The 25,865-nt window shown below is 67.0% G+C and carries 21 protein-coding genes; 9 read left to right on the top strand and 12 right to left on the bottom strand.

Annotated features, from left to right (window positions below; all coding sequences use genetic code 11):
* Positions 1–2 precede the first annotated feature (2 nt).
* The gene (locus tag LG299_RS14710) at positions 3–1,040 is read left to right on the top strand and encodes a phosphotransferase family protein (RefSeq protein ID WP_404431525.1); all 1,038 of its coding nucleotides are present in this window, start codon (positions 3–5) and stop codon (positions 1,038–1,040) included.
* Positions 1,040–2,242 (top strand): acyl-CoA dehydrogenase family protein, encoded by a 1,203-nt coding sequence (locus LG299_RS14705; RefSeq protein WP_404431523.1) that lies wholly within the window; start codon positions 1,040–1,042, stop codon positions 2,240–2,242. The genes LG299_RS14710 and LG299_RS14705 overlap by 1 nt, the downstream gene beginning before the upstream one ends.
* Before the next feature lie 21 nt (positions 2,243–2,263).
* Here the strand turns inward: LG299_RS14705 and LG299_RS14700 are convergent, their stop codons facing one another.
* The 4 genes from LG299_RS14700 to LG299_RS14685 are packed head-to-tail and all read right to left on the bottom strand — an operon-like array spanning position 2,264 to position 5,334.
* Entirely contained in the window at positions 2,264–3,016 is a 753-nt protein-coding gene (locus LG299_RS14700) for a glucose 1-dehydrogenase (RefSeq protein ID WP_404431521.1), read from the bottom strand.
* Positions 3,013–4,011 (bottom strand): NADPH:quinone oxidoreductase family protein, encoded by a 999-nt coding sequence (locus tag LG299_RS14695; protein WP_404431519.1) that lies wholly within the window; start codon positions 4,009–4,011, stop codon positions 3,013–3,015. Before LG299_RS14695 ends, LG299_RS14700 begins: the two co-directional genes overlap by 4 nt.
* Positions 4,004–4,588 carry a TetR/AcrR family transcriptional regulator gene (locus tag LG299_RS14690; RefSeq protein WP_404431517.1) on the bottom strand — a complete coding sequence of 195 codons (585 nt, stop codon included), beginning with the start codon at positions 4,586–4,588 and terminating at the stop codon, positions 4,004–4,006. The genes LG299_RS14695 and LG299_RS14690 overlap by 8 nt, the downstream gene beginning before the upstream one ends.
* Positions 4,585–5,334 carry an SDR family oxidoreductase gene (locus tag LG299_RS14685; RefSeq protein WP_404431515.1) on the bottom strand — a complete coding sequence of 250 codons (750 nt, stop codon included), beginning with the start codon at positions 5,332–5,334 and terminating at the stop codon, positions 4,585–4,587. The genes LG299_RS14690 and LG299_RS14685 overlap by 4 nt, the downstream gene beginning before the upstream one ends.
* A gap of 156 nt (positions 5,335–5,490) precedes the next feature.
* Between LG299_RS14685 and LG299_RS14680 the strand changes: the two genes are divergently transcribed.
* From LG299_RS14680 to LG299_RS14670, 3 genes are all read left to right on the top strand, one after another.
* The gene (locus LG299_RS14680) at positions 5,491–6,723 is read left to right on the top strand and encodes an acyl-CoA dehydrogenase family protein (RefSeq protein WP_404431513.1); all 1,233 of its coding nucleotides are present in this window, start codon (positions 5,491–5,493) and stop codon (positions 6,721–6,723) included.
* Positions 6,724–6,786: 63 nt separating this feature from the next.
* Complete coding sequence (locus LG299_RS14675; RefSeq protein ID WP_404431511.1) at positions 6,787–7,947, top strand: AI-2E family transporter; 1,161 nt, start codon at positions 6,787–6,789, stop codon at positions 7,945–7,947.
* A 25-nt stretch (positions 7,948–7,972) separates the two neighbouring features.
* Positions 7,973–9,016 (top strand): ATP-dependent DNA ligase, encoded by a 1,044-nt coding sequence (locus LG299_RS14670; RefSeq protein WP_404431509.1) that lies wholly within the window; start codon positions 7,973–7,975, stop codon positions 9,014–9,016.
* A 34-nt stretch (positions 9,017–9,050) separates the two neighbouring features.
* Here the strand turns inward: LG299_RS14670 and ligD are convergent, their stop codons facing one another.
* Positions 9,051–10,082 carry a non-homologous end-joining DNA ligase gene (ligD, locus tag LG299_RS14665; protein WP_404431507.1) on the bottom strand — a complete coding sequence of 344 codons (1,032 nt, stop codon included), beginning with the start codon at positions 10,080–10,082 and terminating at the stop codon, positions 9,051–9,053.
* A gap of 64 nt (positions 10,083–10,146) precedes the next feature.
* Here ligD and LG299_RS14660 point away from each other — a divergent pair, with 64 nt between their 5' ends.
* Positions 10,147–12,855 (top strand): cation-translocating P-type ATPase, encoded by a 2,709-nt coding sequence (locus LG299_RS14660; RefSeq protein WP_404431505.1) that lies wholly within the window; start codon positions 10,147–10,149, stop codon positions 12,853–12,855.
* Between the two features lie 13 nt (positions 12,856–12,868).
* On the opposite strand, the gene LG299_RS14655 is transcribed toward LG299_RS14660, so the two are convergent.
* The 4 genes from LG299_RS14655 to LG299_RS14640 form a co-directional block, all read right to left on the bottom strand.
* Positions 12,869–13,882, bottom strand: coding sequence for an SseB family protein (locus tag LG299_RS14655; RefSeq protein ID WP_404431503.1), 1,014 nt, complete (start codon positions 13,880–13,882; stop codon positions 12,869–12,871).
* 82 nt (positions 13,883–13,964) lie between these two features.
* Positions 13,965–16,427, bottom strand: coding sequence for an ATP-dependent helicase (locus LG299_RS14650; RefSeq protein WP_404431501.1), 2,463 nt, complete (start codon positions 16,425–16,427; stop codon positions 13,965–13,967).
* 38 nt (positions 16,428–16,465) lie between these two features.
* Entirely contained in the window at positions 16,466–17,140 is a 675-nt protein-coding gene (locus LG299_RS14645; protein ID WP_404431499.1) for a LuxR C-terminal-related transcriptional regulator, read from the bottom strand.
* Positions 17,133–18,332 carry a PspC domain-containing protein gene (locus LG299_RS14640; RefSeq protein ID WP_404431497.1) on the bottom strand — a complete coding sequence of 400 codons (1,200 nt, stop codon included), beginning with the start codon at positions 18,330–18,332 and terminating at the stop codon, positions 17,133–17,135. The genes LG299_RS14645 and LG299_RS14640 overlap by 8 nt, the downstream gene beginning before the upstream one ends.
* Positions 18,333–18,446: 114 nt before the next feature.
* Here LG299_RS14640 and LG299_RS14635 point away from each other — a divergent pair, with 114 nt between their 5' ends.
* Genes LG299_RS14635 through LG299_RS14625 form a run of 3 tightly spaced genes read left to right on the top strand, consistent with a single transcriptional unit; the run spans position 18,447 to position 20,812 of the window.
* A complete protein-coding gene (locus LG299_RS14635; protein WP_404431495.1) occupies positions 18,447–20,018 on the top strand; it encodes a PspC domain-containing protein in 1,572 nt (523 codons plus the stop codon).
* An 11-nt stretch (positions 20,019–20,029) separates the two neighbouring features.
* Entirely contained in the window at positions 20,030–20,356 is a 327-nt protein-coding gene (locus tag LG299_RS14630; RefSeq protein WP_404431493.1) for a hypothetical protein, read from the top strand.
* A gap of 48 nt (positions 20,357–20,404) precedes the next feature.
* Positions 20,405–20,812, top strand: coding sequence for a YccF domain-containing protein (locus LG299_RS14625; protein ID WP_404431491.1), 408 nt, complete (start codon positions 20,405–20,407; stop codon positions 20,810–20,812).
* 6 nt (positions 20,813–20,818) lie between these two features.
* On the opposite strand, the gene LG299_RS14620 is transcribed toward LG299_RS14625, so the two are convergent.
* The 3 genes from LG299_RS14620 to LG299_RS14610 all read right to left on the bottom strand — a co-directional run bounded on the left by LG299_RS14620 (position 20,819) and on the right by LG299_RS14610 (position 25,856).
* Positions 20,819–23,869, bottom strand: a complete 3,051-nt coding sequence (locus LG299_RS14620) for a hypothetical protein (protein WP_404431489.1) — start codon at positions 23,867–23,869, stop codon at positions 20,819–20,821.
* A gap of 152 nt (positions 23,870–24,021) precedes the next feature.
* Entirely contained in the window at positions 24,022–24,813 is a 792-nt protein-coding gene (locus LG299_RS14615; protein WP_404431487.1) for an ABC transporter permease, read from the bottom strand.
* On the bottom strand, positions 24,810–25,856 hold the full coding sequence (locus LG299_RS14610; protein WP_404431485.1) for an ATP-binding cassette domain-containing protein: 1,047 nt from the start codon (positions 25,854–25,856) through the stop codon (positions 24,810–24,812). Before LG299_RS14610 ends, LG299_RS14615 begins: the two co-directional genes overlap by 4 nt.
* Positions 25,857–25,865: the final 9 nt, after the last annotated feature.

The following is a 25,865-nucleotide window of genomic DNA, read 5'->3' as shown; positions in this document are numbered from 1 at the left end:
GCATGACCGAGCTTCCCGGACTCAACGTCGCGGGCCTGAGCGCCTGGCTCGCGCGCGCGCACCCCGAACTCGTCGATCGGCCACTGACCGCCGAGCTCATCGCCGGGGGTCGCAGCAACCTCACCTATGCGGTCGAGGGGGCTCGAGCGGCGCTTGTGGTGCGGCGGCCGCCGCTGGGTCACGTGCTCTCGAGCGCGCACGACATGAAGCGCGAGCACAGGGTGATCTCGGCGCTCGCAGGCACAAGCGTGCCCGTCCCCGTGGCGGTCGACATCGTCGACGACACCGAGACGAGCGACGTCACCGGCACGGTGTTCTTCGTCATGGAACGCGCACCCGGCACGGTCCTCGCCCACGCGTCGCAGAATGCGGCCTACACGCCCGCCGCACTGCGCTCGGTCAGTCTCGAGCTCGCTCGACACCTCGCCGACCTGCACGCCGTCGACCCTGCGACGGTCGGGCTCTCTGACTTCGGGCGCCCCGACGGGTACCTCGAGCGGCAACTCACCACGTGGAAGAGGCAGTTGGATGCTTCGCGCTCGCGCGACACCCCGACCCTCGATGCCCTGCAGGCGAGCCTGGCCGACGGGGTGCCCGAGTCTCGACGTTCGGGGATCGTGCACGGCGATTACCGGCTCGACAACGTGCTGGTCGCCGGCACGGACGATGACCCCCACATTTCGGCCATCCTCGACTGGGAGATGGCCGCCCTCGGCGATCCACTCGTCGACCTCGGCATCTTCGCGCTCTACTGGGATATCGCCGACCTGCCCGGCGGTCTGGCGGGTGCCGTGCCGAGCGCGGTCGACACCTCTGCCGGCTACCCGACCTTCGACGAACTCGTCGAGGTGTACGCCGAGCGAGCGGGTGGAGGCATCCCCGATCTGCGCTGGTATCGCGCGTTCGCAGCCTACAAACTCGCCGTGATCCTCGAGGGGATCCATTTCCGTTACCAAGCCGGCGGCACCGTCGGCGAAGGCTTCGATCGCATCGGCGCGCTCGTGGAGCCGCTTGCACACAAAGGACTGGAGGTGCGCTGATGGACTTCGCGCCCGACGACATCGCCCGTGACTACACCGACCGCGCACGCATATTCCTCGATGAGCATGTTCTGCCCGCCGAGTCTGTGCTCGACGAGCAACTCGCCGCGACGCCGGACGAATGGGGCACGCGGGCGATCGTCCGCGACCTTCAACGACGCGCGCAGGAGCGCAGCCTCTGGAACCTCTTCTTGCCGGGCGAGGGCGGGGCGGGGCTGACCAATCTGCAATACGCGCCGGTCGCTGAGGTGACCGGATGGAGCCCGCGCCTGGCGCCCGCGGCCTTCAACTGCGCAGCCCCCGACACCGGCAACATGGAGGTGCTCCACGATTTCGGCACAGTCGAGCAACAAGAGAAGTGGCTGAAGCCCCTTCTGCGCGCTGAGATCCGCTCGTCGTTCTGCATGACCGAGCCCGACGTCGCGTCTTCGGATGCGACCAACATCGGCACGCGCATCCGGCGCGATGGCGACTCCTACGTCATCTCGGGCCGCAAATGGTGGTCAACCGGCGCGATGAATCCGGATGCCGCGATCTTCATCGTCATGGGCAAGACCGATCCCGACGCCGACCGGCACCGCCAGCAGTCGATGATCCTCGTGCCGCGCGATACGCCCGGCGTAGAGATCGTGCGACCGCTCAGCGTCTTCGGCTACGACGATCGCGACCACGGCGGCCATGCCGAAGTCGCCTTCCACGACGTGCGGGTTCCGGTAGCCGATCTCATCGGCGAAGAAGGATCGGGGTTCGCGATTGCCCAGGCGCGCCTCGGACCCGGGCGCATCCATCACTGCATGCGCGCCCTCGGAATGGGCGAGCGGGCCTTGGCGCTGATGGTGGCGCGAGCCAACAGCCGCCAGGCTTTCGGGCGCTCGCTCGCCGACCAGGGGGTCATCCGCGAATGGGTCGCCGAGGCCCGCATCACGCTCGAGTCGCTGAGACTCCTCGTGCTCAAGACCGCCTGGCTCATGGACACCGTCGGCAATCGCGCTGCGATGACCGAGATCCAGTCGATCAAGATCGCCGTCCCGCGCGCGGTGCAGACGATCATCGATCGCGCGATTCAGGTGCACGGCGCGGCCGGGGTGTCCTCCGACACTCCCCTGCCCGAGCTCTACGCCGGCATCCGGTCTCTGCGCATCGCGGACGGCCCCGACGAAGTACACCTCGCGGGACTGGGTCGGGCGGAACTTCGGCGCTGAGCGGGCGCTGACCCGGCGCGCCTACTTGTGCGGAATTCCCGCGATCATGCCGCCGTCGACCACGAACTCCGCACCGCTGGTGAAGGCCGAGGCGTCACTGGCGAGAAAGACGATGGTGCCGGTGAGATCGCCGGGTTTCCCCGGACGCCCAAGGGGAATGTCGAGGTGCGCCGGGTCGATGCGGTCTGTCATGCTCGTGTGGACGAACCCCGGGTGCACCGAGTTCACACGGATGCCGAACGCCCCGAGCTCGACTGCGAGCGACTGAGACAGCCCGCGCACGCCGAATTTCGCCGCCGTATAGCCGTGCAGGCCCTTGCTTCCCCGCATTCCTTCGACCGACGAGATGTTGATGATCGAGCCGCCCCGCCCGTGGCCTGCGAACTGCTGCTTCATCACGGGCACGACGGCTCGACAGCCGAAGAACGTGCCGGTCAGGTTCACCGCGATGACGGCCTCCCACTTTGGCGTGGTGAAGTGCTCGATGGGTGCGGCGTTGGCGACTCCCGCGTTGTTGACGAGCACGTCCACGCTTCCGAATGCGTTGACCGATGCCGCGACCGCCGCCGCCCAGTCCTCTTCGCTCGTCACATCGAGGTGCACGAACAACGCTCCCTCACCGAGCTCTGCAGCGAGCGCCGAGCCCTCGGCATCGAGGATGTCGGCGACCACCACGTGCGCCCCCGCGTCGTGGAGCGCCCGCACGTAGGCCTCACCGATGCCTCGCGCGCCGCCGGTCACGAGCGCCGTGCGCCCGGTGAGGTCGAGCTTCACGAGGCGACTCGAATGACGACCCGGCCTGCGGCGCTGCCCGCGCCCAAACGGTCGAAGGCTCGCGGCGCGTCGGCGAATTCCACGACCGAGTCGACCCCGGGCGTGATCGCACCCCGCTCGAACAGATTCATGAGTTCGGTGTGTGCGACCGAGACCAGCTCGGGTCTCTGCTCCTGGTAGGTCGCCCAGTAGAGCCCGATCAGGTCGTAGTTCTTCACGAGGAGGTGGCTCGACGACATCGTCTGCATCTCGCCACCCGCGAAGCCCACGACGATGATGCGGCCCTCGAAGGCAATACAGCGCGTCGAGGCGACAAAGGCCGGGCCGCCTACCGGGTCGAAGACGATGTCGGCCCCGTGCCCGCCGGTGATCTCTTTGACACGCGCCGCGATGTCGTCTCCGCCTCGGCGAAGGATGAACTCCGCTCCCGAAGCCCGGGCGGCATCCGCCTTGCGCTCGTCGCCGGTGACTCCAATCACCCGAGCGCCTGCGGCGACCGCGACCTGGACGGCGGCGGCCCCGACTCCCCCGGCGGCCGCGTGCACGAGAACCCAGTCGCCACGCTTGATTCGTGCGCGGTGGTGCAGACCGAACCAGGCGGTTTGGTAGGCGACGAGGATTCCGGATGCCGCGGCATCCGCCAACCCGTCAGGAATCCGCTGGACAGCCGCTGCGGCAACGACGGCATACTCGGCCAGCATCCCGATTCCCGCGGCGACGACGCGATCCCCGACCGCGAGGCCGTCGACACCCTCGCCGAGGGCGGCGACAACACCAGAGGCCTCGACTCCGGGGATGAACGGGAGTTCGGGCCTGACCTGGTACTTGCCCCGCACCAGCAGCACATCGGCGAAGTTCACCGACACCGCGGCGACACTGATGAGCACCGTGCCTGGCCCGGGTGAGGGAGCATGCACCTCTTCGAGCTCCAGCGCGTCGGCTGGCTCGCCGAGGGTCGTGACGCGCCACGCGCGCATGGTCGGGGATTCAGACATCGGTCCTCCGGATGCTGGTGAGAAAGAGTTCGGTGAGCTGCCCGGCGACCTGGGCCTCGTTGTCGGGCCCCGCAGGCGAATACCAGTGCGAGAGGTAGTGCACATCACTGAAGAAATGTGCGGCGAGCATCGCGAGCGGAATGTCGGTGCGGTAGATGCCCTCCCTCTGACCCTGCGCGATCACCCCCGCGAACGCGTCGTGATACTCGCGGCGACGACTCGTCACTTCCTGCTGGCGCGCGGGCGCGAGCATGTGGGCACTGCGGAAGAACACCGTGCCGCCCTCGATCTCATCGATCGAAGTCAGCAGCACATCGACACAGATCTCGTGCAACATCTCGTCGGTGGCACCGCCCCGCGCGATCCGCTCGTCGAGCCGCGACTTCTGCAGCGACAGCAGGCGGTCGTAAATGCCGAAGAGCAGATCGTCCTTCGACTCGAAGTAGTGGTACATCGCGCCCTTGGTGACGCCGGCCGCCTCGACGATCTGCTGCACGCTCGTGTTCGCGTAACCCTGCGTCGCAAAGAGCCCCACCGCGGCGCGCGTCACCCGATCGGCGACCTGCGAATCCTTCATAGGAACGACCGGATGCTGGCGCCGCCGTCGATCGTGATCGTCTGGCCGGTGATCCACGCCGCGTCGTCCGACAGCAGGAACGAAACGGGGCCCGCGACGTCCTGCGGTTCGCCGAGACGCTTCAACGGGTACCCGGCGGATGCCTCGGCCTCGCGCCCCTCGTAGAGAGCGCGCGCGAAGACGGTCTTGATGACGGCCGGCGCGACCGCATTCACGCGGATGCCCGGGGCGAGTTCGTCGGCCAACTGAACAGTGAGGTTGATCAGCGCGGCCTTGGAAATGCCGTAAAAGGCGATCCCCGGGCTTGCACCGAGACCTGCGACCGATGCGATGTTGACGATCGACCGAGAGAGCCCCGACTGAAGCGCCGCCCGCGTCCACTCCAGGGCCGCCAACACGTTGACCTCGAGAATCTTGCGCGCGGCATCCGCGTCGACATCGATCACGGGGCCATAGACGGGGTTGATGCCCGTGTTGTTGACCAGATGGTCGAGGCGCCCGTGGCGCTCGGCGATGTGGCTGAAGACCGCCGCGCGGTGCTCCGCGTCGTCGGCGCGGCCGGCCACAGCGGTCGCCGCACCGCCCAATTGCGCGAGCGCAGCGTCGAGACCCTCTTGCCTGCGACCGGTGACCACGACGGACCCACCTTCGTCCACCAGGCACTGGGCAATGGCGAGTCCGATCCCACGACTGGCACCGGTGACGAGAGAGACCGTGCCCTCAAATCGACGTGCTGAATCCTGCATGGCGCCTCCTCGCGCGGGCATACCGGCCGGTCGGTTTTGCAGAACGATAGCATGCGTCCGATCGACCTAGCCATTGTGAGACTGAGTCCTATAGAACACGGCATCCAGTTCCACTACAATCGACCCTGCACCCCCACCGCCCCAAGGAGCACCGCCATGACCGACTTCCACGCACGCCCCGGTCAAGGTGTCGAAGGCTACGACGTCACGGGACGCCTGGGCACCGACTATTACGCCGTCTTCGCCGACATCCCTGGCGAAGACCGCGCGGTCTGGGAACGCGCGCAGGGGTTCATCGATGAGGTCGGAACCCGCATGCAAGAGGCGTGGGACACCGGTGCATACCCGATCGACATCGCGACACGCCTGGGCGAACTCGATCTCCTCAATGACGGCATCGAGCACCCGGCGCTCACCCGGTTCTCTCCGCTGGCCGCGGGACTGGTGAACATGGAGGTTTCGCGCGGCGACGGCTCGCTTGGCACCGTAGTGGCCGTCCAGGGCGGCTTGGCGCTTCGCACACTCGCCCTGTTCGGCAGCCCCGAGCAGCAGGACACCTGGCTCGCGAAGGTCGCCCGCTCGGAAGTTCTCGCCTCGTTCGCCCTCACCGAGCCCGACCACGGATCAGATTCGGTCTCGCTCGAGACTTCGGCCCGGCGCGACGGCGACGAGTGGGTGCTGAACGGCGCGAAGAAGTGGATCGGCAACGGAGCCTCCGGAGGAATCACGTTCGTCTGGGCGCGCGTGGATGACGAAGGTGCCGACGTGCATGGCTCTGTCCGTTGCTTCCTCGTCGAACAAGGGCGCGTCGGGTATGTCGGCACCGTGATCGCGGGCAAAGCCTCGCTCCGAGGCATCCATCAAGCACACATCACCCTCGATGACGTGCGCGTGCCGCTCGACGCGGTACTGCCGGGAACGAAGAGCTTCAAGGATGCCTCGACCGTCCTGTACTCAACCCGCTCAGGTGTTGCGTGGTCGGCACTCGGTCACGCCACCGCCTGCTACGAAGCCGCCCTGCAGTACTCCCAGCAGCGAGTGCAGTTCGGCCGGCCGCTCGCGAAGTTCCAGATGGTGCAGGAGCGCTTGGCGAACATGCTCGAGGACCTCACCGCCATGCAGTTGTACTGCCGGTGGATGGCCGACCTCGAGACCGCAGGCGAGCTTCGCCCCACGCAGGCATCACTCGCGAAGTACCACAACACCCGCGCCGCACGCCGGATCGCCTCCACCGCCCGTGACATGCTCGGCGGCAACGGCATCCTGCTCGAGAACGGCGTCATGCAGCACATGGTCGACATCGAGGCGATCCACACGTATGAGGGCACCGAGTCCGTGCAGGCGCTGCTGATCGGCCGCGACATCACCGGCATGAGCGCCTTCGTGTAGCTCGTAGGGCGTGCTCGCGCAAGCCCTCCGACCAATCTCGGTGACAGCCCGTAGCGTGATCCCATGGGATTGTTCAGCAACGAACCGCGGCGCGTGCAGCTTGATGTACCGCCGATGGATCTACGGCCTACACACGCACCATGGAGCCTCTGGGCCGATGGCTTCGGGCGTCTGGGCATTCGTGCGATTCAGATCATCGTCGTGGTCGCGGTCGCCGCGGGCATCATCTGGGGCATCCAGCAGCTGACCCTTGTGACCATCCCCTTGGTGATCGCGCTGATTCTGGCGTGCGCGTTCCATCCGGTGATGAGTTGGATGCGGCGGCGCGGTGTCCCCTCGGTACTGGCAACCGTCATCACCCTGCTCACGATCGTCGTCATCCTCGGCGCGCTCAGCTGGTTGATCGTCTGGGCGGTGCGCGATCAATGGGATGAGCTCTACGCACAAGCGGAGCAGGGCTTCCAGGATGTGCTCGCCTGGGTGCAGACCTTGCCGTTCGAGTTCGTACAGCCCGATCAGATCGATGAACTCGTCGCGAGTGTGACCGACTTCCTCACCAGCGCACAGTTCGGGTCAGGGGCTCTGGCCGGCGTGGGCGCGGTAGCGAGCTTTGTCACCGGCTTCGTGCTGATGGTGACGATTCTGTTCTTCTTCCTGAAGGACGGACCCCAGATGTGGGAGTTCATGCTTCGCCCCTTCCGCGGCGACCACTACGCACGCGCCCGTCGCATCGGCGACAAGACCACCACGGTGCTCGGGTCGTACGTGCGGGGCACCGCCACGGTCGCCGCGGTAGACGCGATCGGCATCCTGATCGGTCTGCTCATCCTTCAGGTGCCGCTGGCGGTTCCTCTCGCAGTGCTGGTGTTCTTGCTCGCGTTCATCCCGATCGTGGGTGCCACCGTGGCCGGCATTCTCGCTGCACTCGTAGCGCTCGTGGCCAACGGGCCGGTCGTCGCCCTCATCGTGGTCGGCGTCGTCGTGTTGGTCAACCAGCTCGAGGGCAACTTCCTCCAGCCGGTGCTCATGGGTCGATCGATGAAGCTGCACCCGTTCGTGATCCTGGTCGCCTTGACCGTCGGCACTGTGCTCGGCGGCATCGTCGGGGCGATCCTCGCGGTACCGATCACCGCCGCGGTGTGGGGAGCAATCCAGGTGTGGGACGGTGAGGATCTGCCCGCGCGCTGGGCGCGACCGAAGGTCACCGCACCTATCCCGAACTGATGGTTTCGCGGGCAGGATAGGACCCATGCCGTACGAGATCCCCGCGCCGATGCTGGCGAAGTCTGTGCCCGAGATTCCTGATCCCGCCAAGACACCAGGAGGCCTCAGCTTTGAGCCGAAGTGGGACGGCTTCCGCGGCCTCGTGTCGTGGGACGGCGAGACCGTCGAGATCGGTTCGCGCGGCGCGAAGCCGCTCACGCGCTACTTTCCCGAGCTCGTCGAGGCGTTCTCGCGCCTCCTCCCCGAGCCGTGCCTCATCGACGGCGAGGTCGTCGTCCCGAAGGGTGACCGAGGTGCGCAGCGGCTGGACTGGGATTCGCTCACCCAGCGCATCCACCCCGCGGCATCCCGCGTGAAGATGCTCTCCGAGACAACTCCCGCGATGTTCATCGCCTTTGACCTGCTGGCCCGCGGCGACCGCGACCTGCAGGGTGAGTCGTTCGCCGCGCGCCGCGCGCAGTTGGTCGACCTGCTCGGTGGGCTGCCGCATCCGGTGCATGTTACGCGCACCACCGAAGACCCCGACCTCGCGCGTCGCTGGCTGGACGAGTTCGAAGGCGCGGGTTTGGACGGTGTGATCGCGAAGCCCCTCGCGCAGCCGTACGCACCGAACAAGCGGTCGATGTTCAAAATCAAGCACGCGCGCACGGCCGACGTCGTGGCCCTCGGCTACCGCGTCCACAAATCGGGCCAGGGCGTCGGCTCGCTGTTGGTCGGGCTTTACGTCGACGGTGAGTTGCACAACGTCGGTGCGGTGTCGGCCTGGACCGACAAGCGTCGCCTCGAACTCGTCGACGAGCTCGCCCCGCTCGTTCAGACCGACGAGTCGGGTGAAGCACTCACCGGCGAGGGCGAGAAGTCACGCTTCTCCGCGGCCGGTCGCGATTCATCGTTCGTCAAGCTTCGCCCCGAGTTGGTGCTCGAGGTCAAATACGACCAACTCGAGGGGTGGCGGTTCCGCCACACCGTGCAGTTCGCACGCTGGCGTCCCGACCGTGACCCGGCCTCGTGCACCTTCGATCAACTCGAATCGGTGTCGGCCTTCGACGTCGGGGCCGTGCTGGAGTAGCGAGCGAGCATCGAGACGAGCGCGACAGATACGCTCAGTCCCAGTTCTCGGGGTTGATGCGGCTCGGTTGCACGCGCGGGGGCTCGCCCGGCATTTTCGGGAAGTCGGGCGGGAACGACAGCTCACCGAGCCCGTTGTCGAGGTCGCGCTGCCACCATTCCAGCAGGGTGTCGATGCGGCTGGGCTTCTCGAGCAGCGAGGCCCACGGGTCTCCGACATCGGCCAGTCGCTGTGGTGCATCACGGACGGTGAAGGCCGCCGGGTCGACGCCCCCGGCAAGCTCGTCCCACGTGATCGGCATCGACACTGTCGCTCCCGGCAAAGCGCGTGGACTGTAGGCCCCCGCCATCGTCCGGTCGCGGTTGGCCTGGTTGAAGTCGATGAAGATGCGCTCGCCGCGCTCTTCTTTCCACCAGTTCATGGTGACTTTGTCGGGCATGCGCCGCTCGAGCTCTCGACCCGCGGCGATGACCGCATGCCGCACGTCGAGAAACTCGTGGGTCGGTTCGATCGGGCAGAACACGTGAAGCCCCCGGTTGCCGCTGGTCTTGATGAATGCCGTCAATCCGGCTTCTTCGAGCACCTCGCGGAGCGCCGGTGCGACGGCCGCAGCATCCGCAAAATCCGTCCCCGGTTGCGGGTCGAGGTCGATGCGCAGTTCGACCGGGTTGTCGGTGTTGTCCGTCAGCGACGCCCACGGGTGAAACACGACGGTGTTCATCTGGGCGGCCCACACCACCGCGGCAGGTTCGGTGAGGACGATTTGCGGATGCTTCCGCCCGCTGTTGTACGCCACTGTCACGGTTTCGATGAACCCCGGTGCGCCCTTCGGCGGGTTCTTCGAGTAGAAGCGCTCTCCGTCGACACCCTCGGGGAATCGCTCGAGCGACACCGGACGATCTCCATTGGCGCTGAGGAACGGGGTCGAGACCGCGATCAAGTACTCGGCGAGTTCGTGCTTGGTGATGCCGAGCTCGGGCCACAGCACGCGGTTCGGGCTGGACAGCCCCACCTCACGGTCGCCGTGGGGGCCGGGAACAGTCAAGGTGATGCGTTCGCTCGCCATGCACCGACCCTAGCGGGGCGTCCCGCACGAGCGGGAAGCGGTGCCGACGCAATAACCTGAGCCCGTGAGCACACCCACAACTGACGGCACGGCAACCATCACCGCGTGGTGGTCACTCGAACCCGAGGCGGTCATGGTCGAGCTCGGCACCGACGCGGAACGAGGCCTCACGTCGGCCGACGCGGTGCAGCGGCTCGCCGCATCCGGCCCCAATGCCCTCGTGAGTGCCCCGCCGCCGAGCGCGATCAAGATCGCCCTCGGTCAACTCGCCGAACTCATGACCCTGATGCTCATTGCTGTCGCCGTCGTCTCACTGCTGATCGGACAGATCTCCACGGCGATCATCGTGGCAGTTCTGGTCGGCTTCAACGTTCTGCAGGGCACACGCCAAGAGCTCAAAGCGCGTCGCAGCGTCGACGCGCTTTCGAAGCTGCAGACTCCGCACGCACGCGTCGTCCGCAACGGGGCGATCGAGCTCGTCGATGCGACCGCTCTCGTGGTGGGTGACATCGTCGATCTCGAAGCGGGCGATCTGGTGCCCGCGGATGGGCGAATCATCCGCTCTGCCACACTCGAGACGCAGGAGTCGGCGCTGACCGGTGAATCGCTTCCCATCGAGAAGGGACGCGCGGCCAATGGTCCCTCGACCGCGCTCGCCGACCGCACCGCAATGCTCTTCCAGAACACGTCGGTCACCCGCGGCACGGCGCGCATGGTCATCGTCGAGACCGGGATGCGCACCGAGGTCGGCCGAATCGCGACCCTGCTGTCGTCGGTGAAGAACTCGCGTTCACCGCTGCAGCGCGAACTCGATGGGCTCACGCGGGTGATCGGAATCGTTGCGTGGATCGCGGTGGCGATCATCGTCGTCATCGGTGCCGTGCGTGGGCAAGAGCTCGACGAACTGATGTTCTTGGCCACGGCTGTGGCGATCTCGGCGATTCCGACCGGCCTTCCCACCTTCGTGCAGAGCCTGCTGTCGTGGGGTGCGACACAGCTCGCGAAGGAGAAAGCGATCGTCGCAAGCCTCGCCGACGTCGAGACTCTCGGCGCCACGAGTGCCATCTGTTCCGACAAGACCGGCACCCTCACGCTCAACGAGATGACCGCGCGCACCGTGTGGCTCGGCGGTAGCAGGTACCAAGTGACCGGTGGCGGCTATTCCTTTGATGGGAAGGTCCTCGCCGCCGCGGGTGAGCCGATCGAGGCGACCCGAATCGGGTTGGCCGTCTCGCTCCCCAACGACGCGACCGTGTCGGCGGAGGGCGCCGTCGTCGGCGACCCGACGGAAGCTGCGCTCATTGTGCTCGCGGCCAAGTTCGGAGTCGACGCCGATGCGACACGCCGCGATCACCCGCGCATCGCGGAAGTGCCGTTCGACTCCGAGTACAAGTTCATGGCAACCTTTCACCACCTCGTCGTCGATGGCGAGACGCGCCTCATGGCGTTCGTCAAGGGCGCCCCCGACATCATCATCGGTCGGTGCGCCACCCGCTACGGCTTCGACGGCACGACGACTCCGATCGATACCGCGGAGGTCACCGAGGTGCTCGAGTCGATGAGCTCGAGCGGTCTGCGCACCCTCGCGATCGCCGCCCGCTTCATCGACCTGGCCGACGAAGCGGCCGTCCTCGCCGACCCGATGGCCTTCGTGGCTGACCTCGACCTCATCGGGGTCGTCGGCATCGTCGATCCACTGCGTCCTTCGTCGAAGGTCGCAGTCGATATCGCACAGCGCGCGGGAATCGAGGTGCGCATGATCACGGGTGACCACGCGGTGACCGCCGGCGCGATCGGTAAAGAGCTCGGGCTCGGCACAGGGGCGATCAGCGGCGCTGACCTGCAGAAGCTCGACGACACCGAGCTGCTGAACGGCGTTCCTGATCTGCACGTCTTCGGCCGCGTCACACCGCAAGACAAGCTTCGGCTCGTGCAGTTGCTGCAGTCCCAGGGCGAGATCGTGGCGATGACCGGAGACGCGGTCAACGACGCTGCGGCCATCAAACAGGCGGATGTCGGCGTCGCGATGGGCTCGGGCTCTGAGGTCACCAAGCAGGCGGCGAAGCTCGTGCTCACCGACGACAACTTCGCAACCCTCGTCCGCGCAGTGGAGCTGGGTCGGGCGGTCTACGACAAGATCACGTCCTACTTGCGATTCCAGATGTCGCAGCTCGTGTCGCTGTTGCTCTTGTTTCTCGCCGCATCCGCCTTCGCGATCGCCGACGGGGTCGCGCTCTTCCCGGGGATGGTGCTGTTCCTCAACTTCTTCGTGACCCTCTTCGCGGTGCTGGCCATCGCTGCGGATGCCACTCCGCCGGGAATCATGGATCGTCCGCCGCGCGACCCCAAGCTCGGCGTCGCGCACGCAGGCGCCCTGGCCGAATGGATGTTGTACGGCGCCGCGATCTTCGTCGCATCGTGGATACCACTCGTCTGGGGTCCCGATGAACCCAGCGCTTCCGAACCCTCGCATGCCATGACGATGACCTACGTCGTCGTCGGCCTCGGCACCGTCATCAGTGCGGTTCTCATGCGGCGCTCGCCCGAGACGGGTCTCGCCGCGCCGATCGCCGCCGTGGCGAAGATGCTCGTCTGGCCGGTGATCATCATCGTGCTCTCGACCGAGATCTCGTTCCTGCAGAACGTCGTCGGTGCGACGTCACTCACAGGCTCGGAGTGGCTCGCCTGCCTAGGACTTCTGGTGCTCGTCACCGGCTTCATCGAGGGTCACAAGTGGATCCTGCGCCGCATCGACGCCGGCCGCGTGCGCTGACGAACGCCGCAGCTCAGGCCTCTTCGACCAACGCGAGGAGGGGTGCGAGATCTTCGCGCGACAGCTTGATCCACGGTCCGCGCGGGTCGACGAGAACACCGGTGATGCCTTCGTCCTTCGCCAGCGCCTTCGCCAACCGGTCACCGGTCATCGGCGCCGGCTGGTCGTTGCGGCCCATCGCGACGACCTCAAGCGGGTGCGTGTAGACCTCGAGGAACCGTGATCCGTCGCCGCTGCGCCCTTCGGCAACGCCGATGACCTTGCCGTCCTCGGACTTGTTGACGGCAACCCAGAACGGAACACGAGTGAGAGCTTCGGCAATGGCGGTCGCGGTTTCTGGCGTACGGTCGCCGGCGAGGAGCGTCTTGATGGTGAGCTCTTCGTCGAAGGTGGCCAGCATCTGCTCGATCAGCGCGCGCGAGAGGATGATGCGCGCGGGTGAGGATGCCGGGTCAATGGCGAGGCCATCGGCCGAGCCGGCCAGCACATTGCGCAGAATCACGAGCGAGGGCTGACCGAAGGCAGAGGTATCGGCATCGCCGTCAGCCCGGATACTTGCGGCCATCGCGGCTCCGCTGCTGTACGCAACGGCGAACTTCTTATCGCCGACGCCGACATGGGCGAGCGGTAGACCTTCGCCGGCCGCGAGCAGGGCACGGGCATCGCCCTTGACCCGCAGAAACAGGTGACCCTGCATCACCTGGCGCGCAGCATCCATCAGCTCTTGCGAAGTGGGGGAATCGCCCAGGCGTGCGAGGGTTTCGCGGAGCGGGACGTTGTCGCGGAGGCCCGGGATCGTCTCGGAGTCGCCCGAGACTTCGCGGCGGGATGCCTCGGCACGCGCCAGCGTGACGGGCGCCTGGGATCCGAGCCCCTGGTAGGACGAGACCGAGATGCCGACAGAAGCTTGAGCGGTCACATCGCGGATGTCGGGAACGACGATGTCGGGCTGAGGTTCGACGACAGCGTCGGACTCTGCGGGGGTTTCAGCGGGCGTGTCTTTGGGCCGGCGCGAGAAGAGTGCCATCCGTCGAGCCTAACCCGGGGCGCTGAGGCGGCCCCGGGATTACTCACAGCTTCCGGGCAGCTCTTTCCGGTCAGGCTTCCGGTTACAGCTTCTCAATCGGAGCGATCTTGATCAGAAGCTTCTTCGCACCGACTCTGTCGAAGCGCACGTGCGCGACGCGCTTGGCGCCCTCACCCGTGACGAGGTCGACCTTGCCCTCGCCGAAGTCGTCATGGCGGATGCGGTCGCCTGGCCCGAGCTCCATATCGCCGTTGTCGCGCACCTTGGCGGGGATCCGGTTGGCGAACTTCGAGATATCGCTGGACTCACGGCGCGGGAGCGGAACGAGATCGGCGCCGTAGCGCCCTGTGTTGCCACCGCCGCCGAAACCGCCGCTCGAGCCGGGCCCACCGCGGCGCGCGTTGAGCGCCCGCGACTGCGTGCCGCCGCGCGAGTTGACGTCGCCGGGCGACTGGCGCCAGTGCATGAGCTCGGTCGGAATCTCCTGCAGAAAGCGGCTCGGCATTGCGACGGTGACCTCGCCGAACTGGGCGCGGGTCATCGCGAGCGACAGATAGAGACGCTTGCGGGCACGCGTGACGCCGACGTAGAACAATCGACGCTCTTCCTGGGGACCGCCCGGCTCATTCGCCGAGATCCGGTGCGGAATGAGGTCTTCTTCGACGCCCGTCACGAAGACGGCGTCGTACTCGAGTCCCTTGGCGGTGTGCATCGTCATCAGTGACACCGAGCCTGATGCGTCTTCGAGATCATCGGCGTCCGAGACGAGCGCGACCTCGGTGAGGAAGTCCACGATCGTGCCCTCGGGGTTGTTTCGGGCGAACTCACGCGCGACGGCGACGAGCTCGTCGAGGTTCTCGACGCGCGCTTCGTCTTGCGGGTCGCGGCTCGCGCGCAGCGCATCGGTGTACCCCGTCTTTGACAGCAGCAACTGCAGTCCGTCGGCGACGGCCGTGGGCGGGGGCAGTTCTCCGGTGGACGGGACCATGAGGGCGGATGCCTCTGCCAGGACCGCATCGAGATGCGCGATACCTGCCTGGATCTTGGGCCCGACCCCGAGCGCCGAGGCGTTCGCGAGAGCGTCGCGGAACGTGATGCCTTCGTCGGCCGCGTACCGGGCGATCGCGGTTTCGGTCACGTCGCCGATGCCGCGCCGCGGCTTGTTGAGGATGCGACGGACCGCCATCTCATCGGCCGGGTTCGCCACCGCGACGAGGTACGCCAGCGCGTCCTTGATCTCGGCGCGCTCGTAGAACTTCGTGCCGCCCATGATCTTGTACGGCACCGCCGAGCGGATGAAGATCTCTTCGAGCGCCCTGGACTGCGAGTTCGTGCGGTAGAAAACCGCCATCTGCGAGTAATCGATGCCGGCCTTGCGCAGCGCCTCGGTCTCGTCGGCGACGAACTGGGCCTCATCGTGCTGCGAGTACCCGGTGAAGCCGATGATCTTCTCACCCTCGCCGACGTCAGTCCACAGCTTCTTGTCTTTGCGGTCGAAGTTGTGGCTGATCACGGCGTTGGCCGCGTTCAAGATGTTCTGGGTCGACCGGTAGTTCTGCTCGAGGAGCACGACCTTCGCGCCCGGGTAGTCGCGCTCGAACTCGGTGATGTTGCGGATGTCGGCGCCGCGGAACGCATAAATCGACTGGTCGGAGTCACCGACGACCGTGAGCGACGCGCCGTCTTCGGCGTCAGGCTCGGCGTCGAAGATCATCATTCCGCCGCCGCCCGCCATGGGCGGAGCGTCCGATCCGGGCGGCCGTGTGAGCTCGCGGATCAACGCGTACTGCGCGTGGTTGGTGTCTTGGTACTCATCGACGAGGATGTGGCGGAACCGCCGGCGATACGAGTCCGCCACCTGCGGGAACGCGCGGAAGAGATAGACGACCTGACCGATCAGGTCATCGAAATCGAAGGCGTTCGCCTTCTGCAGCGAGCGCTGATAGTCGGCGAAGAGCTCGACGAAGATGCGCTCGGCGGGATCGGTCATGTTCGCCGAACGGGCGTAGGACTCGGCATCCGCCAGCTCGTTCTTGAGCTTCGAAATGCGGCTCATCACCCCCGACGGGGTCATGCCGTAGGTGTCGGCCTCGTGCTCTTTGACAAGGCGCTTGATCAGCGCGCGCGAGTCACCCGAGTCGTAGATCGTGAACGACTTCGTGAAGCCGAACTGCTCGGCCTCGCGGCGGAGGATCCGCACGCACGCGGAGTGGAAGGTCGAAATCCACATGCCCTGCGCCCGGTCGCCGATCAGCTGCGACACACGCTCTCGCATCTCGCCGGCGGCCTTGTTGGTGAACGTGATCGCGAGGATCTGGCTCGGCCACGCGTCTTTCGTCCGTAGCAGGCTGGCGACTCGGCGGGTAAGCACGCTGGTCTTGCCCGACCCTGCGCCGGCGACGATGAGCAACGCCTGCCCGCGGAAAGTCACGGCGTCGCGCTGGGGGCGATTGAGCCCTTCGAGCAGGTCTTCGTCGGGGCGCACGCCCGCCTGCTGCGGCCCGCCTGCGGGCACGACGATATAGGGCTGATTCGCATCGGTCATGGCCCGTCAAGTCTAGGCGCGTGCACCGACAGGGGTGACTAGAGCAGTCGGCGCTCGGACGCCCACGCGGTGAGCTCGTACCGCGACGACAATTGCAGCTTGCGCAGCACCGCTGAGACGTGAGTTTCGACGGTCTTGGTCGAGATGAACAGCTCGGACGCGACCTCTTTGTACGCGTAGCCGCGGGCGATCAGACGCATGACCTCTTGCTCTCGGCTCGAGAGTCGGTCGAGCTCGTCGGTCGTCGTCGCGGTTTCGCCGGCGACCGCGCCGAAAGCGTCGAGCACAAAGCCGGCGAGACGCGGCGAGAAGACAGCATCCCCTCCGGCAACTGCGTGCACAGCCCTGCTCACCTCGGCCCCCGAGGACCCCTTCGTGATGTAGCCGCGGGCGCCGGCGCGGATGACGCGGACGACGTCTTCGGCGGCATCCGAGACGCTCAGAGCGAGGAACCGGGTCTGCGGCGCGAGCGGTGTCGCGCGACGGAGGACTGCTTCGCCTCCGCTCGCGTCGGGGATGCCTGCATCTGCCGCGCCGGGTAGATGCACGTCGAGCAGCACGACGTCGGGTTGCGTGTCGGTGATGATCGCCACGGCGGAGGCGACGTCGGATGCCTCGCCCACCACCTGCACCGACGCATCGAGGTCGGCCCGCAACCCGGAACGAAAAATCGAGTGGTCGTCGACGATCACCACTCGCAGTGAGTCACCCACGTCGTGCCTCCTCCCGATCGAGGTGGAGATGGATCTCGGTGCCGACCCCGCCCGCGCCCACCTTGACCGACGCCGATCCGCCCGCACGGCGCAGTCGACCGATGACCGACTCGCGCACTCCCAGTCGGTCGCCGGGCACGGTGTCGAGCGCGAATCCTGGGCCGCGGTCACGGACGAACACGTCGACTCCTATTGCGGTGCCCTCGATGTAGACCGACACCTCGCCGCCCGCGTGGCGCGCGGCGTTGAGCATCGCCTCGCGCGCGGCGGCCGCGACATCGCCGCTCGCTCGCTCGGTCGACAGCCCTGCCGAGACGACCTCGATGCGCACCGGGTAGTCGAGTTCGAGTGCGCCCGCGTAATCGCGGAGGTCGGTGGGCAGGTCGCTATCGGCCGGGCTGTCGCCGTCGTAGAGCCACGCACGGAGTTCGCGCTCTTGGGCCCGCGCAATGCGCGCGACCTCGCTCGAAGACTCGGAGCGGTTCTGAATCAGCGCGAGTGTCTGCAGCACCGAGTCGTGCAGGTGTGCGGCCATCTCGGATCGCTGTTCTTCGCGAATGCGGGCCACGCGCTCACCCGAGAGCGCCCGCCACTTCGCGATGAGGGTCGAGGAGTAAACGGCGGCGATGCCGACGATGATCGCGATCGCGTAGACGAAGGCGACGAGGCCGGTCTGCTGCATCACTGCGAGCTGCATGACCACGAGAGCTGTGAGGATGCCGGTCACCGTCAACCGCACCGACAATTCGTGCCGTGGGCCACGCGAAGGGTCGCCACGGTCAGCGAAGGTCGCCCACATTCCGGCGGCCACGGCGAGCGCGCCGGTCAGTCCCACCCAGCCGAACCACTCCGACGTCGGGCTCATCACGGCGCCGAACGATGTCGCGTTCACGAACCAATAGGTCGTGACGGCCATGGCAACGCCCGACGTGCCGGTCAAGATCCAGGCCACCGGAACGCGGCGGGACTGAGCGGCCGGCCCGTCCGCCCACGGGGTGAAGACCCACATCCAGACGTAAAGCAGCACCCCGGCGCCCCCGAGCAGGCTCAGGAGCACGAAGATCGCGCGCACCGCGAGCGCACTCCACCCGAGGTGCGCCGCGAGGCCTTCGGCCGTTCCCGACACGGCGCACGCCCGCGGACGGCGCAGGGCCGGTCTTGTGCGCGCGGCAAACGCGGGTATCGAAGCCATGCGGCAATCCAATCACCCCGAGGTTCTTCCGCCACCCCTCGGACGCGAAGATCAGGGTCGGCTCAGGGGTTCACCCCATGGCGAGCGTGCCCGGGAAGAGCCGAGGATCGAAGCATGACCGATACCTCCACCTCTGCTCCCCCCGCAGACCCTGGCCCCGCGCCCACTCCGCCCCCTCGGCCGGGTGGGTGGGACCGCTTCTTCTCGTGGGTCACCGACCTGGGCATCGCCCGTGGCGACGGGTGGATCGGCGGAGTGTGCGCCGGTCTCGCTACGCGTCTGGGCATCGACCCGATCATCGTGCGCGGCATCTTCGTGGTAGCGGCGCTGTTCGGGCTGCCGATGTTCCTCGTCTACGCGATCGGCTGGGCACTGCTCCCCGACCTGTCGGGCCGTATTCATCTGCGCGAACTGATCGAGCGACGTTTCGATCCGGCGATGGTCGGCATCGGCATCCTGCTCATCATGGGCCTCTTCCCCGTGGGCCCATGGGCCTTCGCGGCCGTACCGTTCGGTTTCCTCGCGCCGGGCGGATGGATCGACGGCTCCGCGTGGAGTGTGCTCTCAACTTTGGCGGCCGTCGTCGTGATCGGCGGCATCATCTTTCTCATTGCGCGGTCGTCTTCGCGCCGCGCTGCATCGTCCGGGGTGTCTTCTGTGCCGGATCCAAGAATGGCTTCTGCGGATCCTGCGACCCTCGGCGACCCCGCGCTGAACGATTCGGGCGTCAGCGCGCCGGTGGACCCGACCCCGGGGGGCGCTCCGGCGTCGTTCGGCGTGGTCGGGTCCGCCGATACTTCGAGCTTTATCCCTCCTCCGGCGCAGCCGGCATCATCGGCGAGCGACAGCGAGATGGCCGCCTGGCGTGAGCAGCACGCCGCCTGGAAGGTGCAGGATGACGCGTGGCGTCGTCAGCAACAGGATGCTGAGCGTGCAGCCCGCGAGCAGGCCAGGGCCGAGCGGGCCGCAACGAGCGCGGTCTTCGCAGCGGAGGCCGCGGAACGTCGCCGCGTGCGGCGAGCATCGAACCCGCGGACGAGCTTCGGCTACGTCGTGTTGGTGATCGGAGCGGCGCTCGTGATCGGGGCTGGGGCCGCACTGTGGGCGTCGGCCGGCGGGCTTGAGGTGGGGTTGGCCGTGGCGGTCGGGCTCTTCACCGGCGCACTCGTCGTCGGGCTCTCGATGGTTCTTGCCGGGGCGTTCCGCCGGCGGACCGGCTTTCTCGCCTTCACCGCTGTAGCTCTGCTCTTCGCCGGCACCCTGACCGGAGCAGCCCCGATCATGCGCGGCATCGAGTTCGGGAGCACCTACGTTCACAACTACGAGCCGCAAAGCTTCACCCACCTGTGGGGCGACCTCTCGATCGACGTGGGCGACGTGGGCGGGACGCCCGAACCCATCGTTATCGAACAGCGCGGGACTTACACCTACATATCGATCACTCCCGGGGTGATCGTCGACCTCGAGGTGCTCGGCGGTGTCGATGTCGAGTGGGTTCGCATTGACAACATGACCGGCGAAATCAGCGACCAAGGCTGGTGGCGTGCGTCGACCACCGCTGGAGAATCGGGTGTCAGCGAGCGAATCAGCAATCGCCCGTCCGACTCAGGCCGTTCCCCGACTCGCCAGATAGTCGAGCTCACCCAGACATCGGGCCTCATCTACGTCCAGATCTACGAGAACTGATCGGAACCGCCATGACCTACGACGACACCGTCCTCCTCGAGCCGCCGGCCGAGGCATCCGCCCCTGATCCCTCCTCTATACCTGAGCCGCGCGTGCGCTGGGCAGGCGTCGCTTGGGGGCTCGTCTTCGCCGCGCTCGCCGGTGTGGGCCTGTGGGTGGTGACCACAGCGTCCGTCCGCGAAGCGATCCGCACGTGGATCCTCGAGTTCGACCCCGACACGGTCGCGCCCGGAGCAATCGTCGCGGCCGCAATCATCGTGGTCGGCCTTGTGCTGCTGATCGTCGGTGCCGTCGCGCTCGTGCGCCGCAAGGACCCGCGGGTCGTCTTCGAGTCGTGAGGTCTCACAGCGAGCGGATACACAGCTACTGACTGAGAGTATGAGTCCGTGCGCACACTGCTGAACATCATCTGGCTGATCCTCGCGGGGTTCTGGCTCTTTCTCGGCTACATCCTCGCGGGCGTGATCCTGTTCATCTTCATCATCACGATCCCCTGGTCGATCGCCGCATTCCGCACTGCGAACTACGTACTCTGGCCGTTCGGCCGCACGATCGTGCCGAAGCCGACAGCCGGCGTCGGCTCGTTCCTCGGCAACGTCATCTGGGTGATCTTCGCCGGGTGGTGGCTGGCCCTCGCCCACATCGCCTCGGGCATCGCGCTGTTCATCACGATCATCGGCATTCCGCTGGCGCTCGCCGACTTCAAGATGGTGCCGATCTCGCTCATGCCGCTCGGCAAAGACATCGTCTCGACCCGCCAGGGCGAATTCGACAAGACGCTCGGCAAGGGCTGACCTCAGTCAGGGGGCGACGGATGCCTCAGCGCCGCGACGCGGCAGCGCCAGCAGCACCCCGATGACGGTGAGCACCACGCCGAACACCGCCGCGAACCACGCGGTCTCGGCGGGGATCTCGAGGTAAGTGGTGATGCCGAGGATGCGCGCGAGACCCCACGGCAGCACGCCCACCTCGTCATTCCAGAGCGTGAGGGCCGGCTCCAGTCCGACGATTGCGACCACGGCGGCCGGCAGCGCGAGTCCCGCTCCGACGGCGGCGAGCACGAAGCCCCATCCCCGCCGCACTCCGACTTGCGCCGCCAGCGCCCAGCCCGCAGCGACGAAGACCCATAGGAAGAAGGCGAACGCGACCGCGATGTAGATCGTGCGGACCGCCGGGTTCGTCCAGAACGCGAACCAGTAACCGCCCGGTCCGGTGAAAGACAGTGCCGCGAGGGTGAGGATGCAGCGCAGCACGACCACCCCGCCGACGGCCGCGATGACCGGCCACGGCGAATGGCGGCCGACGAAGAACCGGACGACGAGGGCGAAGATCACCCATGCTCCGAGCACCACCGCAAGGTGCGTCCACGAGAGGAACGAGGTCTGCACGGCGCGGGTCGCGATCAACAGGGCAGCAGGCACTACGAGGAGCAGCCAGCGGTCGAGGGGAAGCATCCCGAGCGTCGACTCCCTCGCTCGCCACGGGCGTGTCGAGGCGATCCACGACACCCGAGCGGCGGCGGCACCCGGTCTCCGCACGAGACGAGTGCGGGCCGCCAGCATCCCGATCACCACCCACGCGAGGGCGAGCACGAGCAGGGCACGCGCCATCCACGCCATCGGAAGGTCACGCTCGGCGCGATCGACGCCGAGCTGTGCCGCGGTCAGATTCCAGGCCGGATGGTCGATGTCGCCCTCGTAGCGGTGGAGGTGGTCTTCCGCGAGCGCCACGTATGCGTCGCGCGACTCCTGCCACTGCATGTGCACCTCGGGCGAGCGAGTGTCGTGCCACTCCGCCTGACGCAGGAACATCTCACGGTAGGCCGAGAGCAGCCCGAGGGTATTCGCCTCGTACTCGAGTGCGCCGGTGAAGGCCTCCCGCATCGCGAGATCGCGCCAGGTCGAAGCATCCGTCCCTTCTACCAACTCGGTCATCCGCTCGGCGTCCGCGAGCGCCTCGCGGCCGAGCGCGATCGTCTCGTCGACGCGATCGCGCCCGATGACGGAGTAGAGCACGTCGAGCGTCGCGCTGTCGCCCGTCAGGATGTCCCACTCGAACAACCACATCTGCGGCGGCGGCTCGAGTCCGAGCGCGAACGCGCGCACCTCGGCGAACGGCTGCAGATAGAGACCCTGCGTGATCGCGTCCCGCGAAAGGGCCATCGCCTCGGCGATCGCGGTCACGGTGGCCGGGTCATCCGAAAAGTACTCCCGCGCCCAGTCGACGGTGGCCTGCCCGATGTCGGTCTCGGGGTCGCGGGCGATCGCTGCGGCGATCTGGGTGTTGAGTTCGGACAGCTGCCAGAAGCCCGCCTTGAGGTAGAGGATCATCGGCCCGGCACGCCACGGGCCGCCGTCCTGAGTCCAGGTCCAGACGCCCTCGATGTTCGGGTTCGCGGCGAGAAGTGTCTGCATCGCCCACTGGAACTCGGGTCCGAGATCGTTCGGGAACGCTCCGAGCGCCTCGAACTCACGCTTGCTCTGGAACTCCACGATCCGCCGCTGATCGCCGGTCTCGAGCGTGTTGTTCAGCGGCAGCCACGAGTAGTAGTCGCCGAGCGTGTACTTCGTCGAGACGATGAGGGCGGGCGAGTCGATGCCGTCGAGCACCTCGTGGTACGACTCGGAGTCGGTGTGCATGTCGCCCACCGCACCGATTCCGACGCTCCACGTGCGGAAGATCACTTCGCGACCGGATGCCTCGGCCTGCGCCGTATAGGTCTCGAGCATGGCCTGAACGGCCGCTGGTGTGCGCACCGCGATCGCGGAGTAGTAATCCCAGCCCGGCTCTTTGTAGATGTCGCCGCCCTCGCCGATGCGGATCAGGATGCCCGAGAGGCCGGGCTCGGCGGCGTAGAGCTCGTCAAGCCCCTGGGCGTAGACCTCCCACAGCTCGGGGTTCTCGGTGTCGAGCGACCCGAAGCGATCTGTGATCCACTCGTTCATCGTGGGCGTGAGCGTCGGCATGTCGGTGCGCAGGAAGACCTTGACGCCGAGTTCGGCGGCGCGGTCCCAGAAGGGTCCGAACGCCTCACGCAGCGCGAGGGCGCGGGCGACGTGCGAGTCGCCCGCGGGGTACACCGGACCCCCATCGACCTCGTCGAACGTCGTGTACTCGACGAATCCGGGCCATGCGACCGCGTTGGAGCCGTTCGCGATCGAGTGCGCGAGGAAGCTTTCCCAATCGCCGTATGCCGAGGCGAGGGCCGCCTCGTCGATGTACGGCGGCTCGGCGAGGTACACCTCCTCGAAGGCGCGGGAGACGTGCGAGTAGTCGGTGCCCGACTCCCACTGGCTCGGATCGGGGTCGACACCGACCGCGCCGAGATCGACCATCCGCAACGGCAGGCGGGAGGACGTCGTCGTGCCGATCAGGGACTCGATGGGGTTCCCCGCTCGAATCGCCGCCGCGAGATCGTACATACCCCGCACTGCACCCGCGTCGGTGAGCGATTCGATCGTCACCGCGGTGATGGCGCCTGTGACCCGGTAGATCTCTGAATCTTCGCCCGTTGTGCTCTCGACCGGGACGTCATCGATCGGTAGACCACCGACATCGACGGTGAGGGTTGCCTCCCCTGCACGCTCAGGAGCGTCGGCGACAGCATCCAACAGTTCATTGATCGCGAGGTCGAAGCGCGGTCCGACAGGTGCGTCGACCGCGCTGAACCGAGGCGGCGCGACTGCCTCCTCAACGATCGGAACCACCGGCGCGGACGGAGTCATCTGCTCGGTCGACTCCGTGCGAATGCCGAGGGCATCACCGACGGCGAGGCCCACACCCGCGCCGAGTGCGACCAGTACGAGCGCGATGACGACGGCGAGCGCACCCCGTCGCATCGCTATCGTCATCCGCTCACGCTAACCGATCCTGCCGAGAAGTCCCGAGGTAGCCTCTCGTTGTCCCCGCCGAGTGCACGGTAGCGCCGAGCGCACGGCCTACCCACCGCGGCCAAGCCGTGGACTCGCGGGCAAGTCGTGCACTCGGCGACAGACTCAGTGGATCAACTCGATCGACGCATCGAGCGGATCCCGACCCACAGGCCGAGAGCGGCAAGCACCACCGCGGCGACCCAGCCCCACAGCACCACGACGTTCGACAGGTCACCCGCGAACAGCGCACGTTCGGCCTGTACGACCCAGTTGATCGGGTTGACCGTCGAGACCGCGCGCATCCACGCAGGACCGTCGTCGAGAGGCAAAAGCATGCCCGACAGAATCAGCAGCGGAAAGATCAGCGTCTGCTGCACGCCCCAGAAGAGCCACTCTCGATCCTTCGTCGCCAGCGCGAGCGAGTACGACAGCGAGCCGAGCCCGACACCGAACACCGCAAGAAGCGCGAGCCCGATGACGAGCCCGGGAACGTTGATCGTGAAGCCGAAGGGCCAGGCGATCAACACGATGATGATCGCCTGCACGACGATCGGGGCGATCTCTTTGAGCGCTCTCCCGACCAGCAGGGACGAGCGCGAGAGCGGGGCAACCAGTGTGCGCTCGTGCGACCCGGTCATCATCTCGTACTGCAGGTTCGACCCCACGGCACCCGTGCCGAAGAGCACGATCATGACGAGCACGCCCGGGACGAACCACTGCAAGGTCTCGCCTACGGGCTGACCCGACGACCCGACGAGCAACGGCGCGAACAGCCCGAGAAAGACGAGCGGCTGCAGCAGGCTGAAGATCAGCGTGAACGGGTCGCGCACGACGGGTTTGAGCTCACGGGTGAGAACGTTCCAGGTGTCGCGGGCGGGGTTCGCGGTCACCGCGGTGTCGGGGGCGGGTGCTGTGGCGGTCATCGACGTGCTCCTGTCTTCTCAGTGGTATCGGTTGCGGCGGCGGATGCCTCGTCCGCCTCTTCTTCGATGGGCTCGCCCTCCCCCGCTTCGCGCAACGTGCGGCCGGTCAGTGCGAGGAACACGTCATCGAGGGTGGGCGGAACGCCCGTCGCCCGATCGACACGGAGGCCCGCAGCATCCAGCGCCCGCACTGCCCTCGGCAGCAATGCGTCGCCGTCGGGAGCCGTCACCGTTAGCGACGGTCCCTCCACGAGCACCTCGCGGTCGGTCAGGGTCTGCACTCTTGCGACCGCACGTTCGGCCTCGTCGGTCGAGCCGAAACCGAGGGTCAGCACGTCACCGGCGAGATTGGCCTTGAGCGCCGTGGCGGTGTCGTCAGCGATAACTCGGCCCTTGTCCATGACCATCACACGCTCCGCGTAGCGGTCGGCTTCTTCGAGGTAGTGCGTGGTGAGGAACACCGTCGTGCCGTGCTGGGCGCGCAGGTCGAGGATGTGCTGCCACAGGTTCGCCCGGCTCTGCGGGTCGAGACCGGTCGACGGCTCATCGAGGAAGATGAGCGGCGGCGCATGCATGAGCCCGAGTGCGATGTCGAGCCGACGCTTCTGCCCTCCCGAAAGCTGCTGCACAGCCCGTGTCGCAAAACCCGAGAGGTCGAGCGACTCGATGAGTTCATTCGCGCGCTGCTTCGAGGCAGCCTTGGACATTCCGTAGAACGCACCCTGACTGAGCAGTTCGTCCCGTGCGCGCTGCGCGAAGCTGCCACTCGTGAGCTGCCCGACGTACCCGATGCGCGCACGCACCTCGGCGGGACTGCGCAGGATGTCGAAGCCGACGACGCGAGCCGTGCCCTCGGTGGGCGGGATGAGAGTCGTCAGCATGCGCAGGCTCGTGGATTTGCCCGCGCCGTTCGGCCCGAGGAATGCCACGAGTTCGCCCCGCGCGACCTGGAAGGAGAGATCGGTGACCGCCTCGACGGTCTTCTTCTTGACTGAAAAGCGCTTGGTGAGCCCCTGCGCTTCGATGATTGTGTCGTTCGCCATGCACCGAGA

This window comes from Microbacterium lacus (assembly GCF_044794305.1).
Classification (GTDB): Bacteria; Actinomycetota; Actinomycetes; order Actinomycetales; family Microbacteriaceae; genus Microbacterium; species Microbacterium lacus_B.
The sequence above is the reverse complement of the archived record's forward strand: the minus strand, read 5'-3'. Positions and strand labels throughout refer to the sequence as shown.

What these genes read in the sequence shown, in the direction of transcription:
- LG299_RS14610 (WP_404431485.1), bottom strand. Translation starts at nt 25,856, where the DNA reads ATGGCGAACGACACAATCATCGAAGCGCAGGGGCTCACCAAGCGCTTT.
- LG299_RS14690 (WP_404431517.1), bottom strand. Translation starts at nt 4,588, where the DNA reads ATGAAGGATTCGCAGGTCGCCGATCGGGTGACGCGCGCCGCGGTGGGG.
- LG299_RS14670 (WP_404431509.1), top strand. Translation starts at nt 7,973, where the DNA reads ATGCCGTACGAGATCCCCGCGCCGATGCTGGCGAAGTCTGTGCCCGAG.
- LG299_RS14630 (WP_404431493.1), top strand. Translation starts at nt 20,030, where the DNA reads ATGACCTACGACGACACCGTCCTCCTCGAGCCGCCGGCCGAGGCATCC.
- LG299_RS14655 (WP_404431503.1), bottom strand. Translation starts at nt 13,882, where the DNA reads ATGGCACTCTTCTCGCGCCGGCCCAAAGACACGCCCGCTGAAACCCCC.
- LG299_RS14705 (WP_404431523.1), top strand. Translation starts at nt 1,040, where the DNA reads ATGGACTTCGCGCCCGACGACATCGCCCGTGACTACACCGACCGCGCA.
- LG299_RS14710 (WP_404431525.1), top strand. Translation starts at nt 3, where the DNA reads ATGACCGAGCTTCCCGGACTCAACGTCGCGGGCCTGAGCGCCTGGCTC.
- LG299_RS14620 (WP_404431489.1), bottom strand. Translation starts at nt 23,869, where the DNA reads ATGACGATAGCGATGCGACGGGGTGCGCTCGCCGTCGTCATCGCGCTC.
- LG299_RS14650 (WP_404431501.1), bottom strand. Translation starts at nt 16,427, where the DNA reads ATGACCGATGCGAATCAGCCCTATATCGTCGTGCCCGCAGGCGGGCCG.
- LG299_RS14695 (WP_404431519.1), bottom strand. Translation starts at nt 4,011, where the DNA reads ATGTCTGAATCCCCGACCATGCGCGCGTGGCGCGTCACGACCCTCGGC.
- LG299_RS14615 (WP_404431487.1), bottom strand. Translation starts at nt 24,813, where the DNA reads ATGACCGCCACAGCACCCGCCCCCGACACCGCGGTGACCGCGAACCCC.
- LG299_RS14685 (WP_404431515.1), bottom strand. Translation starts at nt 5,334, where the DNA reads ATGCAGGATTCAGCACGTCGATTTGAGGGCACGGTCTCTCTCGTCACC.
- LG299_RS14635 (WP_404431495.1), top strand. Translation starts at nt 18,447, where the DNA reads ATGACCGATACCTCCACCTCTGCTCCCCCCGCAGACCCTGGCCCCGCG.
- LG299_RS14675 (WP_404431511.1), top strand. Translation starts at nt 6,787, where the DNA reads ATGGGATTGTTCAGCAACGAACCGCGGCGCGTGCAGCTTGATGTACCG.
- LG299_RS14680 (WP_404431513.1), top strand. Translation starts at nt 5,491, where the DNA reads ATGACCGACTTCCACGCACGCCCCGGTCAAGGTGTCGAAGGCTACGAC.
- ligD (WP_404431507.1), bottom strand. Translation starts at nt 10,082, where the DNA reads ATGGCGAGCGAACGCATCACCTTGACTGTTCCCGGCCCCCACGGCGAC.
- LG299_RS14640 (WP_404431497.1), bottom strand. Translation starts at nt 18,332, where the DNA reads ATGGCTTCGATACCCGCGTTTGCCGCGCGCACAAGACCGGCCCTGCGC.